Raw genomic sequence first — 17,827 nt, 5'->3', positions numbered from 1 at the left:
TCGTCAGTTGGGTCTGGCTACCGGGTCAGATCTCGTCGATGGACGAGGACTCGAACCGGGAGGAGATGTTGATGCCGAGCTCCTCCGCAGCGCGGAAGGCCTCGTCGTCGGCGTCGCGCAGGCTGACCGCCTGGCCGTCCGCCGAGAGGACCTCCACGTTCAGGCAGAGCGACTGCATCTCCTTGATGAGGACCTTGAAGGACTCCGGGATGCCCGGCTCCTGGATGTTCTCACCCTTGACGATGGCCTCGTAGACCTTGACGCGGCCGAGGATGTCATCCGACTTGATGGTCAGGAGCTCCTGGAGCGCGTACGCGGCTCCATAGGCCTCGAGGGCCCACACCTCCATCTCACCGAAGCGCTGGCCACCGAACTGCGCCTTACCACCGAGCGGCTGCTGGGTGATCATCGAGTACGGGCCGGTCGAACGCGCGTGGATCTTGTCGTCGACCAGGTGGTGCAGCTTCAGGATGTACATGTAGCCGACCGACACCGGGTCCGGGTAGGGCTCGCCGGAGCGGCCGTCGAACAGCTGCGTCTTGCCGGAGGACCCGATCAGGCGGTCGCCGTCGCGGGTCGGGAGGGTGGCGTCGAGCAGGCCGGCGATCTCCTCTTCCTTCGCACCGTCGAACACCGGGGTCGCGACCTTGGTGTTGGGGGCGGCGCTGAACGCGGCCTCCGGGAGGTCGGCGGCCCACTTGGGCTTGCCCTTGATCTCCCAGCCGTTCTTGGCGATCCAGCCGAGGTGGATCTCCAGGACCTGACCGAAGTTCATTCGACCGGGGACACCCAGCGGGTTCAGGATGACGTCGACCGGCGTCCCGTCCGCGAGGAACGGCATGTCCTCGACCGGGAGGATCTTGGAGATGACGCCCTTGTTGCCGTGACGGCCGGCGAGCTTGTCGCCCGCGGTGATCTTGCGCTTCTGGGCGATGTAGACCACCACGCGCTGGTTCACGCCGGAGCCGAGCTCGTCGTCGCCGTCCTGCGCGTCGAAGACCTTGACACCGATGATGGTGCCCTCCTCGCCGTGCGGGACCTTGAGGGAGGTGTCGCGCACCTCGCGGCTCTTCTCGTTGAAGATCGCGCGGAGCAGGCGCTCCTCGGCCGAAAGCTCGGTCTCGCCCTTCGGCGTGACCTTGCCGACCAGGATGTCGCCGGGGCGCACCTCGGCGCCGATCCGGATGATGCCGCGCTCGTCGAGGTCGGCCAGGAGGTCCGGGCTGACGTTCGGGAGGTCGCGGGTGATCTCCTCCTTGCCGAGCTTGGTGTCGCGGGCGTCGACCTCGTACTCCTCGATGTGGATCGAGGAGAGGGTGTCGTCCTTCACCAGGTTCTGGCTGAGGATGATCGCGTCCTCGAAGTTGTGGCCCTCCCACGGCATGAACGCCACGAGCAGGTTCTTGCCGAGCGCGAGCTCGCCGTTCTCGGTCGCGGGGCCGTCGGCGACGACCTCCCCGGCCTCGATGCGGTCGCCCTCGTCCACGACCACGCGGTGGTTGTACGACGTGCCCTGGTTGGAGCGGTCGAACTTGCGCAGGTAGTAGGACTTGATCGTGCCGTCGTCGGCCTGGACCGTCACGGCGTCGGCCGACACCTCGGTGACCACGCCGGACTTCTCGGCGGTGACCACGTCACCGGCGTCGATGGCCGCGTAGCCCTCCATACCGGTTCCGACGACCGGGCTCTCCGAGCGGAGCAGCGGCACCGCCTGGCGCTGCATGTTCGCACCCATGAGGGCTCGGTTGGCGTCGTCGTGCTCGAGGAACGGGATGAGCGAGGTGCCCACCGAGACCATCTGGCGCGGGGAGACGTCCATGTAGCCGATCTCGTCGGCGGGGATCAGGTCGACCTCGCCGCCCTTCTGACGGGCGAGCACGCGCTCCTCGGTGAAGTGGCCGCTCGGGTCGAGCGGGGCGTTCGCCTGCGCGATGACGAAGTCGTCCTCCTCGGAGGCGGTGAGGTAGTCGATCTGGTCGGTGACCCGGCCCTCGACGACCTTGCGGTACGGGGTCTCGATGAAGCCGAAGGAGTTGATCCGCGCGAACGACGCGAGCGAGCCGATCAGGCCGATGTTCGGGCCTTCCGGGGTCTCGATCGGGCACATCCGGCCGTAGTGCGACGGGTGGACGTCACGGACCTCGACGCCGGCGCGCTCACGGCTCAGACCACCCGGGCCCAGCGCCGACAGGCGGCGCTTGTGGGTCAGGCCCGCGAGCGGGTTGTTCTGGTCCATGAACTGCGAGAGCTGCGAGGTGCCGAAGAACTCCTTGATCGCGGCGACGACGGGTCGCACGTTGATCAGGGTCTGCGGGGTGATCGCCTCGATGTCCTGCGTGGTCATGCGCTCGCGGACGACGCGCTCCATGCGGGAGAGACCGGTGCGGACCTGGTTCTGGATGAGCTCGCCGACGGCGCGGATGCGACGGTTGCCGAAGTGGTCGATGTCGTCCGTGTCGAGACGGATCTCGGTCTCGACGCCGTTGCGGAGCCCCTTGAACGTGGTCTGGCCGTCGTGCAGGGAGACCAGGTACTTGATCGTCGCGATGATGTCCTGGACGGTCAGCACCGAGTCCGACAGCGGGGCCTCGAGGCCGAGCTTGCGGTTGATCTTGTAGCGGCCGACCTTGGCGAGGTCGTAGCGCTTCGGGTTGAAGTAGAAGTTGTCCAGCAGCGCACGCGCGGCCTCGGCGGCGACCTGCTCGCCCGGACGCAGCTTGCGGTAGATGTCCTTCAGCGCCTCCTCCTTGGTGAGGATGGCGTCCTTCTCGAGGGTCAGCTCGATCGACTGGAAGCCGGCGAACTCGGCGAGGATCTCCTCGCTGGTGAGCCCGAGGGCCTTCAGGAACACGGTGACCGACTGCTTGCGCTTGCGGTCGATGCGGACACCGACCTGGTCGCGCTTGTCGATCTCGAACTCGAGCCACGCGCCGCGGCTCGGGATGATGCGCGCCGAGTAGATGTCCTTGTCGGAGGTCTTGTCGGCTGCGGCCTCGAAGTAGACGCCCGGCGAGCGGACGAGCTGGGAGACGACGACACGCTCGGTGCCGTTGATGATGAAGGTGCCCTTCTCGGTCATGAGCGGGAAGTCGCCCATGAAGACCGTCTGGGTCTTGATCTCACCGGTGAGGTGGTTCATGAACTCGGCCTCGACGTAGAGCGGGGCCGCGTAGGTCTTGCCCTTCTCCTTGCACTCGTCGATCGAGTACTTCTTCTCCTCGAGGAATGGGTTGGTGAAGGAGAGCTGCATGGTCTCGCCGAGGTCCTCGATGGGAGAGATCTCCTCGAAGATCTCCTCGAGGCCCGTGTTGGCGGGCAGATCCTGACGACCCTGAGCCTCGGCTTCGGCGACGCGCGCCTTCCACGCGTCGTTTCCGACCAGCCAGTCGAAGCTCTCCGTCTGCAGTGCGAGCAGATCGGGAACGGTGAGGGTGTCCGTGATCTTGGCGAACGAAAGACGAGATGCGGCTCGTCCGTTCTTGGGTGTCTTGTCGGTGTTGGTTGCGTTGCGCGCAGCAGCCAAGGAAATAACCTCCGTGGGCCCCGTCGGGCCAGTTACTGTCGGTCGAGATGTGGTGTTGTGAGGGACGAGGACTCCCAGACACGTCTCGCGGCGCCGTATCTGACCCGGAGAACCGGGCCCAGACGCGCGCGGGGAAAGTCAGAGCCGACCGCAATATGAAGGCAAGATTGTGCGTGGGAGCGCAAAGAACCACTATATGTCAAACTGACGCGCCGTGTCCAGTCTTTTCTTGACCGCAGGCGCAGTCTCGGTGTATAACCGCGCGGCCGCCCAGATATTCCCGGGCTACTTCAGGCGCGGCGGGAGGGAGTCGACGGTCGCGATGACGGCCTCCTCGCGGGACCGCGGCCGCCAGCCGAGCACGGTCCGCGCCTTCGCGGAGGAGCCGTTGCGGTAGACGCCGATGTCGGGGAGCGACCCGCGCACCCGCCGGCTGAACGGGGCCGCGGCCTTCAGCACCCACGACGGCATGACCCGGGTCTGCACGCGGTCGCCGGCCGGCGAGCCGAGGTGGCCGCGGATGATGAGCGCGAGCTCCGGGGCGCCGAGCGCGTCGCCCGCGGTGGCGAGGAAGCGCTCGCCCGCGGCCTCCGGCCTGGTCATCGCGAGCAGGTGCAGGCCGGCGACGTCGCGCACGTCGACCACGCCGAAGTACACGTCGGGCAGGCGCGGGAGGCGGCCCTCCTTCACGAGCTTCACCAGCTCGACCGAGCTGGAGTAGTCGGGGCCGAGCACCGGGCCGAGGACGCCGACCGGATTGACGGTGGCGAGCTGGAGGGAGCCGCCCTCCTTGGCGATGAAGTCCCAGGCGGCGTGCTCGGCGAGCGTCTTGGAGCGGACGTACGCGCTGATCGGGCGGCCGCTGTCCAGCTCGGTCCAGTCCGCCTCGGTGAACGGCTCCCTGGTCGGCGCGTGGCCGTAGCCGATCGCGGCGAAGGAGGAGGTGAGGACCACCCGCTCCACGCCGGCGTCGCGGGCCGCGCGCAGCACGCGCAGGGCGCCCTCTCGCGCAGGTCGCACCAGCTCGTCGGGGTCCTTGGGCTCGGTCATCGGGAACGGGGAGGCGACGTGCAGGACGAACCGGCAGCCCTCGACGGCCTCGGCCCAGCCGGCGTCGTCGAGCAGATCGGCGACGGCGAACTCCAGCCGGTCGCCCGCGTCCTCGATGCCCCCCGCCGCCAGCTGCGACCGCACGTCGGCGGCGCGCTGCGGCGATCGGATGGTGGTGCGGACGTCGTACCCGGCGTTCAGCAGGGCGAGCACGCAGTGCGCGCCCACGAATCCGGAGCCGCCGGTGACGAGTACGCGATCGCTCATGCGCCCCATCCTCCCCCACCCTGGCTCGCCACGCGAGCGCCTGCTACCGGCGGACGAGCGCGATGGCCTGGGCGCGCGAGGAGACGCCGAGCTTGGCGAAGATCGCGTTGATGTGGGTCTTCACCGTGGACCCGCCGACGAAGAGCGCGGAGGCGATCTCGCCGTTGCTGAGGCCGTCGGCGACGAGGTCGAGCACCTCGGCCTCCCGTCGGGTCAGCGTGGGAAACCGCTCGACCAGCGCGCCGGCGGGGTCGGCCGGGCGGGCGGTCGCAGCGTTCGTGAGCGAGCCGATGATGCGCGCGCCGATCTCCGGGGCGAAGGTCGCCTGACCGCGCGCGACGGCCCGGACGGCGGACGCCAGCTCGGCGCGGCCGGCGTCCTTGGTGAGGTAGCCGCGGGCGCCGGCGCGCAGCGCGGTCAGGATCGAGTCGTCGTCGGCGAAGGTCGTCAGCACGAGGACCGCGGAGCCCGGCGCCTCGCGGACGATCCGCTCGGTGGCGCCGACACCGTCGAGCACCGGCATCCGGAGGTCCATCAGCACGACGTCGGGACGCTCGGCCACGGCGAGCGCCACCGCTTCGGCGCCGTCGGCGGCCGAGCCGACGACCTCCATGTCGGGGAGCAGCCCGAGGACGGTGACCAGGCCGTCGCGGATGATCGCCTGGTCGTCGGCGACGACGACGCGGATGCGGTCGCCTGGGGTCGTCTCGGCGCTCATGCCGGTCTCTGCGCTCATGCCAGCCTGGCCTCTGCGGTCACGGTGAACCGGCCGCCGTCCGCGGTCGCGGCGACGGAGCCGCCGAGCGGGAGGGCGGAGAAGCGCTCGCGCATCCCCTCCAGGCCGTGGCCGCCGCCCGAGGTCGCGAGCGCCGCGTCGCGGGGCGTCGCGGCCGGCGACAGGATCAGCGGCGAGGAGACGGTGAGCAGCACCCGTTCATCCTGCCAGTCCAGCACGGCCTCGACCGGCGCGCCCGGGGCGTGCTTGCGTGCGTTGCTCAGGGCCTCCTGCAGGGCACGCTGCAGCGCGGTCGCCTGGGCGGAGTCGAGCGGCCGCGGCGTCCCCGACTCGTGGAGGGCCGCGACGCCGCCGAGCGTGCGGTGGGCGGCGACGAGGTCGTCGAGCGTCGCGCGGAAGTCTGCAGCGGTCACGGGTGTCTTCGCGGCCCCGTCCGGGTCGCGCAGAGCGGCGACCGCGCGCCGCGCCTCCGCGAGGCCGTCCGCCGCGAGCCCGCGCGCTGCCACCACGCGGTCCCGCGCCGACGCCGCGTCGCCCGCCTCCAGCAGCGCGTCGACCGCGTCGAGCTGGATGACCAGGCCGCCCAGGCTGTGCGCGAGCACGTCGTGGAGGTCGCGGGCGATCGCCACCCGGGCGGCCTCCTCGCGCATGGCGAGCTCGCGCTCCCGCAACAGAGCGCCCTGCTGCTCGGTGAGCCGGAACTGCCGGCGGCTGAGGCCCGCGAAGCCGGCGACCACGATGCCGGCCATCTCTCCCAGCACAGCAGCCACCGGCGAGCCGAACGGGAGGGCGCCCACCGCGACCAGCGCGGCCGAGACCGCGGCGACCGCCCCGCCGAGCGGCAGCGGCCACGTCGGGTCCCCCACCAGGTAGAGGACGGCCACCGCCGCCGGGACGATCGCGATCCCGTCGGTGGCCGGCGCGACGAAGGCACCGGTCACCGCCGAGATCAGACACACCACGAGCGCCGTGCGCCGCCAGCCGGCGAAGGTGAGGACCGACCGGACGAGCCACGCCGCCACCGAGAACAGGGCGAGCGCCAGCACCCACGCCGGGCGATCCGCGTCGTGGGCGCGCACCAGAGACCAGCCGACGGCGCCCGCGCCGAGGATGTTCAGTGCGAGCGCAAGCAGGCCCGGTCTTCTCCAGAAGTCCACGACACCATCATGCGGCGAGCGCGGCGTGCCGATCGAGACGCGCCGAGAAGACAGCGGTCCGGGCGGCGCGGTTGGCGGCGAAGACCAGGAAGATGACGCCGGTCGCGGTCGCCAGGTGCGAGCCGGCCATCGAGGCCAGCACGTCCACCCCGACGCGGACGGCGATGACCAGCACCCACAGCACGATCCCGAGCACCCCCGTGCGCGACTCGTACGTCGCGACGAACCGGGCGTCCTTGCCGAGCCGGACGGGCGACTCCAGCGGGCGGAAGTGCGCGATCGCACCCATCCAGGCGCCGACCGCCAGGGACAGGACGAGTTCGCCGGCCACCACCGCCAGGTCGAGCGGGGTGAGCGATGTCGGCTTCACCTGCTGCACGATCAGCACGAGGCCGACCACCGACATGATGGCCGGGAAACGCCACATCTGGGCGATGGCCACCGGGCGCCAGACCATCTGGCGGTAGCCCACCCAGCCGATCAGCACCAGGATGAGGATCGCGTTGGTCAGCGTCTGCACGTTCATGGTCCGAGTCCTTCCGGCCGGGACGTCCGGCACTCCTCAAGGTTCGCGATCCGGCGACGACGACGGGACCGCCCGGCGGCGGAGACCGGGTGGAGAGCGGGTGGAGATCGGGTGGAGGCCGCGGACTACGCTGGACGCCGTGCCCCAGAACCCGCCGCTCCCCTCGGTCGTCCTTTCCGAGAGCGGCTACCTCGCCACCATCGAGCCGGACCGGTTCGTGCCGGGCGCGTTCCAGCTGATCGTGGACGGGACGCCGCAGTCGCACGTCGACCTGGACGACCCGAGCCGGCTGTTCTTCGAGTACATCCAGCGGATGGGCAACGTCATCGACCTCATCGGCGAGCCGGGGCAGCCGATCACGGCCGTGCACCTGGGCGCCGGCGCGCTGACCCTGCCGCGGTACATCGCGCACACCCGGCCGGGGTCGCGGCAGCAGGTGGTGGAGCTGGAGAGCCGGCTCGTGGACCTGGTCCGCGAGAACCTGCCGCTCCCCCGCTACGCGCAGATCCGGATCCGGCACGGAGACGCGCGCGAGGTCGTCGGCAAGCTGCCGGCCGGGCTTCGCGGGGAGGTCGACCTCCTGGTCATCGACATCTTCAGCGGGTCGCGGACGCCCGCCCACGTGACGAGCGTGGAGTTCTACCGCTCGGCGGTCTCGTTGCTGAAGCCGGACGGGATCGTTCTCGTCAACGTCGCCGACGGGCCGCCGCTGACGTTCGCGCGCAGCCAGGTGTCGACGCTCGGCGCGGTCGTGGAGAACGTGGCGGCGCTGGCGGAGACGCAGGTGCTGAAGGGGCGGCGGTTCGGCAACGTCGTGCTGGTCGGGTCGAACTCGCCGCTGCCGCTGGAGTGGCTGCCGCGCCTGCTCGCCAGCGGGCCGCACCCAGCGAAGGCCGTCGCCGGCGAGGAGCTGCGACAGTTCGCCGCGAACGCCCCCATCGTGACCGACACGACGAGCGTGCCGTCTCCCCCGCCGGCCCGCAGCATCTTCCAGAGCGGCACCCGCCGCGACTGACCCGCCCCGCGCGCCCGCCCGCCCGCCGAGCGAGGGTGTGACGGTCAGGCGTGCCGGAAGTGGACGGCCTGGCCCGGTCGGAGCTGCGCGAAGGCGTCGAGCGAACGCGCGGCGACGACGGCGATCACCGGGTAGCCTCCCGTCACCGGGTGGTCGGCCAGCAGCACGGTCGGGCGGCCGTCCGGCGACACCTGCACAGCGCCGGCGACCATCGGCTCGCTCGGGAGCTCGTCGAGCACCGCGCGTTCGAGCAGCACGGGCGGCGTCGGCTCCACGCCGCGGGCGTGCGCCGGGACGCGCGGCGGGTCGAGCCGCAGGCCGACGCGATCGCCCTCGGCGCTCGCCCGCCACTCCACGGAGAAGAAGGCGTCCACCGCCGCGGGCGTGAACCAGTCGGCGCGCGGACCGCGGTGAGCGCGGACCTCCACAGGGCCGTCGCCGAGGTCGGAGACGGGGACGAAGTCCACCGCCGGGACCGGGTCAGCCGGCTCGGGGCCGAACGGGACCAGGTCGCCCTCCGCGAGCGGAGCCGGGCCGAGGCCGGAGAGCGTGTCGCGGGAGCGGGAGCCGAGCACGGCCTCCACCGCGACGCCGCCGCGCACCGCCAGGTAGGTGCGGACGCCCACGGCCGGCGGCGCGATCCGGAGTTCGGCGCCCTCGGCCGCGTGGACCGCCGCGTCGGCGTCGACCGGATGACCGTCGAGCGTGACGCGGAAGGCCGCTCCCGTCACGGCGAACCACGCCGCCGACTCGAAGCGCGCGGCGAAGCCGCCGAGGAGCAGCTCCAGCCCGGCCGCGTTCACCGGGTTGCCGACGAGCCGGTTGGCGAGGCCGAGCGCGCCACGATCGAGCGCGCCGGTCGGGCTCACCCCGACCGCGGCGAGACCGGGCCGGCCGAGGTCCTCGACCAGGGCGAGCGGGCCGGGCCGCAGGATGCGGAGGCCGGTCACCCGGTCACCGCCGTGAACCGCACCACGACGCCCGGCCGGAGCAGCGCGGGCGGGTCGGCCGCCGCGTCCCAGACCGTCGCGTCGGTGCGCCCGATGAGCTGCCAGCCGCCCGGGCTCGACCGCGGGTACACCCCGCTGAACTCCCCGGCGAGGCCGACCGATCTGGCGGGCACCGCCGTGCGCGGCGTGGCCCGGCGCGGGACGACGAGCCGGTCGTGGTCGGTGACGAGGTACGCGAAGCCCGGCGCGAAGCCGCCGAACGCGACGCGCCAGCGGGAGGCGGTGTGCCGCTCCACGACCTCGGCCGGCGCGACGCCGAGGAGGGCCGCCACCTCGGCGAGGTCGTCGCCGTCGTAGCGCACGGGGAGCTCCACGACCTCCTCGTCGGCCGCCTCGGCCGGTTCGGGGCTGGTGCGCTCCACCCAGCCTTGGGCGGAGGCGCGGCTCAGCACGCGCGGGTCGAGCAGGATCGCGATCGTGCGCGCCGCGGGGATCAGGTCGAGCACCCCGGCGGGGCGCGAGCGCTGGAGCGCGGGCAGCATCCCCAGCACGTCGTCCAGCGAGCCGAACTCCACGAGGAGGGCGCTGTCGCCGTAGGGGATCACCCGTCCGGTCACACGAACGGCCTCACCGCGATGCCGGCCTCGTCCAGTTCCCGGCGCACGGCCTCCGCCATCCGAACCGCGCCGGGGGTGTCGCCGTGGACGCAGAGCGAGTCGGCGGCGACCGCGACGACCGTCCCGTCCGCGGCCTCCACCACGCCCTCGCGTGTCATCCGCACCGCGCGGGCGGCGATGGCGGCCACGTCGGAGAGCAGGGCGCCGGCCTCCGTCCGGGGGACGAGCGTGCCGTCGGCGCGGTAGCCGCGGTCGACGAAGGCCTCCCGGACGAACCGGAGACCCCGCGCGACGGCCGCGCTCTCGACGGCGGAGCCCGGGAGGCCGAGCAACGGCAGCGACGGGTCGAACGCCACCACGGCGTCGACCACCGCCCTGGCCTGGGCCTCGTCGTGGACGATGCGGTTGTAGAGGGCGCCGTGCGGCTTGACGTAGCGGACGGCGGTTCCGGCGACGCGCGCCATCCCGGCGAGCGCGGCCAGCTGGTAGAGCGTCTCGTCGCGCAGCTCGGCGGCCGGGACCTCCATGCTGCGGCGGCCGAAGCCCGCGAGGTCGCGGTAGGAGACGTGCGCGCCCACAGCGACGCCGTTCTCGGCGGCCAGCCGACAGGTGGCGAGCATCGTGGTCGGGTCGCCGCCGTGGAAGCCGCACGCGACGTTGGCGCTCGTCACCAGCCGGAGCATCGCGGCGTCGTCGCCCATGCTCCAGGCGGCGAAGGACTCGCCGAGGTCGCTGTTCAGGTCGACGCTGTTCAGGTCGACGCTGCCGTCGGCGGGCGGCGGGGCGGCGCTATGCTCCATCCGCCTATTCTGCGATACCGGCGCCGACACCGGCACGCTTGCCGGCCGCACGGGCGCGGTGGGCCCGGACTTTCGCCCGGTTGCCGCAGCGCTGCATGGAGCACCAGCGCCGGTTGCCGCTGCGCGAGGTGTCCAGGTAGACCAGGCCGCAGTCGTCGGCCGAGCACTTCCGGATGCGGCCGTCGGCGTCCGGGCCGAACAGCCGCACGGCGTCGCGCGCGACCGTGCCCAGCGCCTGGTGCGGGCGGGCCAGGGTCCGTCCGGCCTGACGGCCGCCACCGGCCAGCACCGGCGGGATGTCCGGGGTCGCGGCGAACAGGTTCACCACGTCCACGTCGGCGGGAGCGAGGGCCTCCGAGCGGCTGGCCTGGCGGGCGAGCCGGCCGATCGCCGCGCGCAGCATCTCGGCGTCGCGGAACTCGCGCTCGCCTGTCGTCGCCGCCACTTCCGGGAAGCGTGACTGCAGCCAGGCGCCGAGCTGGTCGGCGTCGTGCACCGAGCGCCACTGCGTGTCGTCGGCCGCGCCCTCGATGCCGCCCAGGACCTCCGCGCCGCCGGTATAGGCGAAGTCGAGAGCGAGCGCGCCGGAGTCGAACCACCAGCGCAGGCCGTCCGCGTCATCCATCCACTGCCCGGTCTCGCGGGGCAGGAGGGCGTCGGTAGGCACCGAACCAACTTAGTGGGTTATCGCAGCCGCCTCGAATCGCGGGAGCCGATGCGATACTGAGCGGATGACTGCGACCCGTCCCGATCCGCGTGCCGTGCTCGAGGGCGCGACGGTCCGCCTGCGGGCGCTCACGCACGACGACCTGCCCGACCTGCACGATGCGATCGGGCATCCTGCGGTGTTCGAGGGAGGGTGGGGCGGCGGACCGGCCGCGTACCGGGACACCTACGAGGAGTGGCGGGAGTTCATCCTCGGCTACCTCGCCTGGGACACCGCCAACGTCACAGCTGTCTGCCTGCGCGACGGCGACCGCATCGTCGGCACGACGACGCTCGGCGACTTCGACCTCGCGAACGGCTCGGCGCACATCGGCTGGACCGCGTACGCGCCGGAGGTCTGGGGCACGCGCGTCAACGCAGAGACCAAGCGCCTCCTGCTCGGCACCGCGTTCGACCACGGGTTCGAGCGGGTGAAGCTGCAGGCGGACGTGCTCAACGAGCGCTCGCGGGCCGCGATCCTGCGGCTGGGGGCGACCTTCGAGGGCGTGCTCCGGCACACCCAGCCGCGGGCGGACGGGACCTGGCGCGACACGGCGGTGTACTCGGTGCTCCGCGAGGAGTGGCCGGCGGTGCGCGACGGACTCGACGCCCGGCTCGCGGCCCGGACGGCGTAGCGGAGCCGCGGGTCAGTCCGCGTCGACCGCTTCGGTGGCCGCCGCCGCGGCCATCCGCCGCTGCGCCGCCGAGACCTCCCGGTGCACCCAGGAGATGAGGTTCGCCGAGTCGAACCGTCGGCTGCACGCCCCGCACGCGAGAGCGCGCGCCGGCTTGCGGTAGCGGTAGTGCGTGTGGCCTTGCGGGCAGGTCCCGACCCAGGGCGCCAGATCGTCCGCGATCGCACCGCCGTGCAGCCGCTTGCCCTCGTAGCCGAGGTCGAGCGCGATCGCCCGCCAGCGCGGCCCGTGCCCGGCGCGGGAGCCCGCCAGGGCGTGTGCGACCTCGTGCAGCAGGATCTGGTGGATGTCGTCGTCCTCGTAGCGCGCGGCGAGATAACGGGAGACCGTGATGCGCTTGGCGGTGTAGTTGCACAGGCCGGCGCGGGTCTTCGCGTTGTCGAAGTCGAAGGTCCACACGTTGGGATCGAGATGGAGGACGATGAGGGCCTCCGCCCAGCGGCGCACGCGATCGAGCTCTGCCATCAGCGTGGGCTCCCCGGTCGACTCATGCGAGGAATCCTACGCCGGAGATCCGACGTCGTCTCCGTCGCCCGTTCCGGAGCCGCCCGCGGCGCGCTGCGCCTCCAGGAACCGCTGCACCACGGCCACCGCCGTGAGCGCGCCCTCGATCTCGGCCGGGGAGGCCCCCAGCTTCTCGCGCAGGAACACGGCCGCCGTCATGTCGGACAGCGCGCTCTCGTACTCCTGCATGTCGAAGTGCACCTTGCCGCGGTTCTGCACCGCGAAGGCCTCCAGCGCCGTCCACTCGCGCCCGCGCGCCTCGTCGACGCAGCCGGTGAGCTCCACGAGCGCCTCGTCGTATTTGCCCTGGTACTGGAGCACCTGGCCGCGGCGGATGCGCGCGCCGAGCAGCTGCTCGCGGTCGCCGGTGAAACGCGCCTGGCGCACCGCCTCGTTGGCGACCGTGTAGGCCTCGTCCAGCCGGTCGAGCAGCCGGAGCAGCACGGTCTTCTCGTTGAGCGCGCTCAAGCTGCGCAGGCTGCCGAGTTCTTCGAGCCGCTCGTCGGCGGCGCGAAGGTCGACACGCTCGCGCAGGGTGGACGGATCGTATCCGAGGATGATGCTCAGGGTCGGCTCCCAGGTCGTGCGGTTCACATCCAGCGTAGTCGGCGAACCCGCGCACCCACGATATGACAGGACATGCCGTCCGCGCGGGGGCGCGGACGGCATGTCCTGTCAGGCGGAGCCGTCAGTCGACGACGCGCACGTCCTTCCAGAACGCCACGTAGTTGCTGTAGTCCTTGCCCACACGGTCGAAGGAGCTCGGGTACGGCGTGGGATAGCTCCACGCGCGGTCCTGCAACACGGTGTCGCCGTCCTTGACGGAGAAGTACTGGCACTCGCCCTTCCACGGACACGTGTAGGGAGTCGCCGACTCCACGAGGTGCTCGGAGTTGACGCTCTGCGGCGGGAAGTACCAGTTGCCCTCGATGTGGATGAGGTCCTCGGTCGGGGCCTCGGCGATGATGGTGTCGTTCAGCACTGCTTTCATGAATGCAAACCTCCTGATCGCAGCAAACACCCGGTTCCACCGGATCATTCCGGTGTCGGGGAGTTCATACCGGCCGCTCAGGCGGCTCGCAGCACGCGCACCTCGGCGACCGTGCCGAGCCGGCCGGACGCGGCGAGCGCCGCGGCGTCCGCGCCGGCGGCGATCCGCTCCTGGCCGGAGACCGACGCCGTCAGGAGGTGCGCGACGGCGCCGCGCAGGCCGGTGAAGGCGGCGCAGGCGGCCGCGGCCTCCGGCGAGCTGTAGTCGATCCCGAGGGTCGCGAGGGCGTCCACGACCGCTCCGGCGGCCAGCAGGTCCTCCACGGCGAAGCGCGTGTTCCCGGAGACCGAGGAGCCACCGGCGGCGACGAGCGCCACCATCGCGCGGCGGCCGAGGCGCACCTGCTCGTCGAGGATCCACTGCGCGACCGCTGCGGCGTCGGCGAGGCCGGCGGCGACGACAGCGCCCGTCCCGGGGAGCGCGGCCGCGACCTCGTCCGCCCAGCGGTCTTCGATCGCGTCGACCCAGACCACCACGTCCGCGTCCGCTGCGACCGCCGCGGCTCCGTCCTCGGCCCAGTCGAAGCGCACCTGGTACTTGGCCTGGCGGTGGGCGGCGGGAACGGTCGAGGGGTCGGTCTGCGAGCTCACCGGCTCAGCGTAGCCCGGCGCTGAAGGCGGTCGTCGCGTGTTGCGCCGGGTGACGGGTGCCGTCGGCGCGGCGAGCCGTGGAGGGCCGCTGCTCGCCCGGGGTGTGCCTCAGCTGGTCCCGGATCAGCTCGAAGTCGTGCCGGGTGAGCTCGATCAGGCCGGCACGGAGCTGGTAGCCCCAGTCGCGCTTGTCCCGCGTGAAGTCGAGGGACGGCAGCAGCGGCCTGATCGGCGTCGCGACGGCGTCGTGGTCCCAGTCGACGCGGCGCCGCCAGGGCAGGAAGTCGCCGTTCGGTCCGCGCATCTGCGCGCCCTGGGTCGCCTGGAACTCGTCCGCGTCGGCCAGCCTCCCGACCGCCGTGAACTGCTTGAGCGGCTCGCCGTCGAAGGACTCGCGCGGCGAGTAGAACACGAACCCGTCGGAGGGCCCCATCCGTTCCAGTGGCGCGCGAGCACCGTGGTTGACCTGCGCGAAGCCGCCGGCCACGCCGCGGAGCACGTGATCGTGGTGCACTACGCCCAGCCAGTACCGGATCGCCATCCTCCCGTTGTAGCGCACACGTCGGACATCGCGGGCGGCGACGGGCTGCGGTGTCGAATCCCGGGCCTCCGGCGCGACGTCCTGACGAGCGCCCCTACGGAAGGACCCACTCATGCGCTACCTCCTGATGCTCAGCACGGACGGCCCCGCCCCCGCGGAGACGATCCAGCGCTACACGGTCGAGCTGATCCGCGCCGGGGTGCTCCTGGTCGGCGAGGTCCTGGCGGACGACGACGGGACGCACGTGGAACTGACCGTCGGCGGCCCGCGCACGAACGCGGACCTGCAGCCCGTCTCCCCCGTCCGGCCGTCCGCCGTGTGGATCGTGCAGGCCTCCGATCGCGCCGAAGCCGTCGAATGGGCGCGACGCCTCCCGCTCGGTCGTGGCAGAGTCGAGGTGCGCCGCATCCTGACGGGGGTGGCCGGCACGTGAGCGCGGGAGGAGTGGTGGTGGTGGTGGATCGGGAGCGCGCGACGGCCGATCAGGCCGCCGCCCACGCCGTGGAGGCCGCCGACGCCGTTGAGGCGGTCTGGCGGATCGAGTCCGGCAAGCTCGTCGCCGGGCTCGCCCGCTGGACGGGCGACGTCGGCCTGGCCGAGGAGCTGGCGCAGGACGCGCTCGTCGCCGCGCTCGAGCAGTGGCCGGAGGCGGGCCTTCCGCGCAACCCGGGCGCCTGGCTGACCACCGTCGCCAAGCGCCGGGCGATCGACGGCTGGCGCCGCCGAGAGCGCCTCGACGAGCGCTACGCCGCCCTCGCCCGCGACCTGGAGCAGCAGGAGGACGACGACCCGGCCGCGGTCGTGGAGGAGGAGATCCAGGACGACCTGCTGCGCCTCGTGTTCGTCGCCTGCCACCCCGTGCTCGTGCCGGCCGCGCGCGTCGCGCTGACGCTCAAGCTGCTCGGCGGGCTCACCACCGAGGAGATCGCCCGTGCGTTCCTCGTGCCCGTCCCGACCATTTCGCAGCGCATCGTGCGCGCCAAGCGGACGCTGGCCGCCGCGCACGTCCCGTTCGAGGTGCCCGACCGCGCCGAGTACCCCGAGCGGCTGGCCTCGGTGCTGGAGGTCGTCTACCTGATCTTCAACGAGGGTTACTCCGCCACCGCCGGGGACGACTGGATGCGCCCCGACCTCTGCCAGGAGGCCCTCCGCCTCGGCCGGGTGCTCGCCGAGCTCACCCCGCGCGAGCCGGAGGTGCACGGCCTGGTCGCGCTGATGGAGTTCCAGGCCTCCCGCATCCCCGCGCGCGCCACCGCCGACGGCGAGCCGATCCTGCTGAAGGACCAGGACCGGACCCGGTGGGACCGCATCCTGATCGGCCGCGGGGTCGCCGCCCTCGCCCGCGCCGACCGGCTGGTCGGCCCCCGCGGTCGCGGCCCGTATGCCGTGCAGGCCGCCATCGCCGCCTGCCACGCGACCGCACCGGCGCCGGAGGACACCGACTGGGAGGAGATCGTCGCGCTCTACAGCGCGCTCGCCGCCCTCCACCCCTCAGCGGTCGTGGAGCTCAATCGCGCCGTGGCCCTCGCGATGGCGCACGGCCCAGAGGCCGGCCTCGAGGTGGTGGACCGGCTCGCGGTCTCGGGCGAGCTCGCGTCGTACCACCTGCTCCCTTCGGTCCGCGCGGACTTCCTGCTCAAGCTGGGCCGGACCGCGGAGGCGGAGGAGGAGTTCCGGCGCGCGGCCGCGATGACCGGGAACGAACGCGAGCGGGCGCTGCTGCTGGCGCGGGCGCGGGAGGCCGCGGGCGAGTAGCGGCCGGCGGGCGGGTAGCGGCCGGCGGGCAGGGGCGAGCGTCCGGGAGTGCGCCGAGAATGACTGCCGCCGGCGCGGAGGATGCGTGACACTGGGGTGCGTGAGAGTCCTCCTCAAGCTCATCCTGGACTGCGACCCGGACGCGGCCTGGCGCGCCCTGCAGAGCCCCACGGCCTTCCGCGAGGTGGCGCTGCCGTGGGTGGACTTCCGGTCGGACGAGCCCGCGGGGTTCCCCACCGTGTGGGACACGTCGGAGCACCGCGTCAGCGTCCGCGCCCTCGGCGCCTTCACCGTCGGCACGCAGGCCATCCGCCTCGACACGCTGCGCTCGGCCGACCCGCGCGAGCGCGCGACGCGCATCCTCCGGGACAGCGGCGGCGGCGTGGGAGGCGTGCTGTCCGCGATCCCGCACCTCGACCATCGGATGGCGATCGCGCCCGACCCCGCGGGTCCGGGCCCGGACGGACGGCTCCGTACCCTGTACCGCGACCGGCTGGTGGTGCGGGCCGGCGTCGTGACCCCGCTCGCCTGGTACGGGTTGTGGGCGTTCTGGCAGTGGCGCGGCCTGCGCCTGCGGCGTCTCGCCCCCACCTGGGCATACGATCCCCCCACGCCCGAACCGGATCCAGCCACGACGGAGGCAGCAGCATGAGCACCATCACCCCCGAGCCGTCCCCTGAGCCCGCCGCCCAGGTCGCCCCCGGCCGCGGGCGCGCCGCCACCGCCGTGCAGACCGCGGACTGGCGCCGCAGCGTGTTCGCCCTGTACGCGTCGGTGCGCCGGATCGCCGCCTCCGACCCGGCTGCCGCCCACGCGCACTGGATCTCCTGCCGCAACGACCTGTTCTCGTCGCACCCGGCCTCCCCGCTGATGGACGAGGACCGCGACCGCTTCACCGGGCTGCCGGTGTCGCGGTACGACCCGGACTGGCGCTTCGAGCTGCCGATCCACCCGGCCGAGGAGGCCGTTCGCATGGACGTCGAGACGGGAACCGACGGCGTCGTCCCGTTCGAACTGCTGGGCACAGTGCGTGTCCCGCTGGCGGGATCGCTCGACGTCTGGCGGCTCGCGTCCTACGGCGGCGGCCTGTTCGTCCCGGTGAAGGACGCTCTCGCCGGCCGCCGCGGGGGCACCTACGGAGGCGGCCGCTACCTGATCGACACGATCAAGGGCGCCGACCTCGGGATGACGACGGACGACGACGAGACGACGATCGTCCTCGACTTCAACTTCGCCTACAACCCGTCCTGCGCCTACGACCCGGCGTGGGCGTGCCCGCTGGCGCAGTCGGGGAACACGCTGGGCGTGGAGGTGCCGGTCGGGGAGCGGTACGGCGGGGAGTGAA

Annotated in this window: 20 protein-coding genes; 6 read left to right on the top strand and 14 right to left on the bottom strand. The window is 72.5% G+C overall.

The window, feature by feature from the left end:
• Nucleotides 1–25: 25 nt before the first annotated feature.
• The 5 genes from rpoB to AC1ROW_RS14885 all read right to left on the bottom strand — a co-directional run bounded on the left by rpoB (nt 26) and on the right by AC1ROW_RS14885 (nt 7,259).
• Entirely contained in the window at nt 26–3,523 is a 3,498-nt protein-coding gene (gene rpoB, locus AC1ROW_RS14905; protein WP_493019701.1) for a DNA-directed RNA polymerase subunit beta, read from the bottom strand.
• Nucleotides 3,524–3,808: 285 nt separating this feature from the next.
• Nucleotides 3,809–4,840, bottom strand: a complete 1,032-nt coding sequence (locus AC1ROW_RS14900; RefSeq protein ID WP_493019700.1) for an SDR family oxidoreductase — start codon at nt 4,838–4,840, stop codon at nt 3,809–3,811.
• A gap of 43 nt (nt 4,841–4,883) precedes the next feature.
• A complete protein-coding gene (locus AC1ROW_RS14895; protein ID WP_493019699.1) occupies nt 4,884–5,576 on the bottom strand; it encodes a response regulator transcription factor in 693 nt (230 codons plus the stop codon).
• Nucleotides 5,573–6,733 carry a sensor histidine kinase gene (locus AC1ROW_RS14890; protein WP_493019698.1) on the bottom strand — a complete coding sequence of 387 codons (1,161 nt, stop codon included), beginning with the start codon at nt 6,731–6,733 and terminating at the stop codon, nt 5,573–5,575. Before AC1ROW_RS14890 ends, AC1ROW_RS14895 begins: the two co-directional genes overlap by 4 nt.
• 7 nt (nt 6,734–6,740) lie before the next feature.
• Nucleotides 6,741–7,259 (bottom strand): hypothetical protein, encoded by a 519-nt coding sequence (locus tag AC1ROW_RS14885; RefSeq protein WP_493019697.1) that lies wholly within the window; start codon nt 7,257–7,259, stop codon nt 6,741–6,743.
• 139 nt (nt 7,260–7,398) lie between these two features.
• Here AC1ROW_RS14885 and AC1ROW_RS14880 point away from each other — a divergent pair, with 139 nt between their 5' ends.
• On the top strand, nt 7,399–8,274 hold the full coding sequence (locus tag AC1ROW_RS14880; protein WP_493019696.1) for a spermidine synthase: 876 nt from the start codon (nt 7,399–7,401) through the stop codon (nt 8,272–8,274).
• 44 nt (nt 8,275–8,318) lie between these two features.
• On the opposite strand, the gene AC1ROW_RS14875 is transcribed toward AC1ROW_RS14880, so the two are convergent.
• Genes AC1ROW_RS14875 through AC1ROW_RS14860 form a run of 4 tightly spaced genes read right to left on the bottom strand, consistent with a single transcriptional unit; the run spans nt 8,319 to nt 11,308 of the window.
• On the bottom strand, nt 8,319–9,224 hold the full coding sequence (locus AC1ROW_RS14875) for a 5-oxoprolinase subunit C family protein (RefSeq protein ID WP_493019695.1): 906 nt from the start codon (nt 9,222–9,224) through the stop codon (nt 8,319–8,321).
• A complete protein-coding gene (locus AC1ROW_RS14870; protein ID WP_493019694.1) occupies nt 9,221–9,841 on the bottom strand; it encodes a 5-oxoprolinase subunit B family protein in 621 nt (206 codons plus the stop codon). The genes AC1ROW_RS14875 and AC1ROW_RS14870 overlap by 4 nt, the downstream gene beginning before the upstream one ends.
• Nucleotides 9,838–10,641 carry a LamB/YcsF family protein gene (locus AC1ROW_RS14865; RefSeq protein WP_493019693.1) on the bottom strand — a complete coding sequence of 268 codons (804 nt, stop codon included), beginning with the start codon at nt 10,639–10,641 and terminating at the stop codon, nt 9,838–9,840. Before AC1ROW_RS14865 ends, AC1ROW_RS14870 begins: the two co-directional genes overlap by 4 nt.
• A gap of 4 nt (nt 10,642–10,645) precedes the next feature.
• Nucleotides 10,646–11,308, bottom strand: coding sequence for a CGNR zinc finger domain-containing protein (locus AC1ROW_RS14860; protein ID WP_493019692.1), 663 nt, complete (start codon nt 11,306–11,308; stop codon nt 10,646–10,648).
• A gap of 64 nt (nt 11,309–11,372) precedes the next feature.
• Between AC1ROW_RS14860 and AC1ROW_RS14855 the strand changes: the two genes are divergently transcribed.
• Nucleotides 11,373–11,981: a GNAT family N-acetyltransferase gene (locus tag AC1ROW_RS14855; RefSeq protein ID WP_493019691.1), complete on the top strand. Its 609-nt coding sequence runs from the start codon at nt 11,373–11,375 to the stop codon at nt 11,979–11,981.
• Between the two features lie 12 nt (nt 11,982–11,993).
• Here AC1ROW_RS14855 and AC1ROW_RS14850 read toward each other — a convergent pair whose 3' ends face one another.
• The 5 genes from AC1ROW_RS14850 to AC1ROW_RS14830 form a co-directional block, all read right to left on the bottom strand.
• On the bottom strand, nt 11,994–12,506 hold the full coding sequence (locus AC1ROW_RS14850; protein WP_493019690.1) for a SprT-like domain-containing protein: 513 nt from the start codon (nt 12,504–12,506) through the stop codon (nt 11,994–11,996).
• 36 nt (nt 12,507–12,542) lie between these two features.
• A complete protein-coding gene (locus tag AC1ROW_RS14845) occupies nt 12,543–13,139 on the bottom strand; it encodes a hypothetical protein (RefSeq protein ID WP_493019689.1) in 597 nt (198 codons plus the stop codon).
• A 94-nt stretch (nt 13,140–13,233) separates the two neighbouring features.
• Entirely contained in the window at nt 13,234–13,536 is a 303-nt protein-coding gene (locus AC1ROW_RS14840; RefSeq protein ID WP_493019688.1) for a DUF427 domain-containing protein, read from the bottom strand.
• 77 nt (nt 13,537–13,613) lie between these two features.
• Entirely contained in the window at nt 13,614–14,186 is a 573-nt protein-coding gene (locus AC1ROW_RS14835) for a 2-phosphosulfolactate phosphatase (RefSeq protein WP_493019687.1), read from the bottom strand.
• 4 nt (nt 14,187–14,190) lie between these two features.
• Entirely contained in the window at nt 14,191–14,727 is a 537-nt protein-coding gene (locus AC1ROW_RS14830) for an EVE domain-containing protein (RefSeq protein ID WP_493019686.1), read from the bottom strand.
• A 112-nt stretch (nt 14,728–14,839) separates the two neighbouring features.
• Between AC1ROW_RS14830 and AC1ROW_RS14825 the strand changes: the two genes are divergently transcribed.
• The 4 genes from AC1ROW_RS14825 to AC1ROW_RS14810 all read left to right on the top strand — a co-directional run bounded on the left by AC1ROW_RS14825 (nt 14,840) and on the right by AC1ROW_RS14810 (nt 17,826).
• Nucleotides 14,840–15,160, top strand: a complete 321-nt coding sequence (locus tag AC1ROW_RS14825; RefSeq protein ID WP_493019685.1) for a YciI family protein — start codon at nt 14,840–14,842, stop codon at nt 15,158–15,160.
• 68 nt (nt 15,161–15,228) lie between these two features.
• On the top strand, nt 15,229–16,482 hold the full coding sequence (locus AC1ROW_RS14820) for an RNA polymerase sigma factor (protein WP_493019840.1): 1,254 nt from the start codon (nt 15,229–15,231) through the stop codon (nt 16,480–16,482).
• A gap of 100 nt (nt 16,483–16,582) precedes the next feature.
• Nucleotides 16,583–17,134 carry a hypothetical protein gene (locus AC1ROW_RS14815; RefSeq protein WP_493019684.1) on the top strand — a complete coding sequence of 184 codons (552 nt, stop codon included), beginning with the start codon at nt 16,583–16,585 and terminating at the stop codon, nt 17,132–17,134.
• Nucleotides 17,131–17,826 (top strand): DUF1684 domain-containing protein, encoded by a 696-nt coding sequence (locus tag AC1ROW_RS14810; RefSeq protein WP_493019683.1) that lies wholly within the window; start codon nt 17,131–17,133, stop codon nt 17,824–17,826. The genes AC1ROW_RS14815 and AC1ROW_RS14810 overlap by 4 nt, the downstream gene beginning before the upstream one ends.
• The last annotated feature ends 1 nt before the right edge of the window (nt 17,827 follow it).

The sequence above is a fragment of the Leifsonia sp. GW821-FHT13C09 genome (assembly GCF_058806435.1).
The sequence above is the reverse complement of the archived record's forward strand: the minus strand, read 5'-3'. Positions and strand labels throughout refer to the sequence as shown.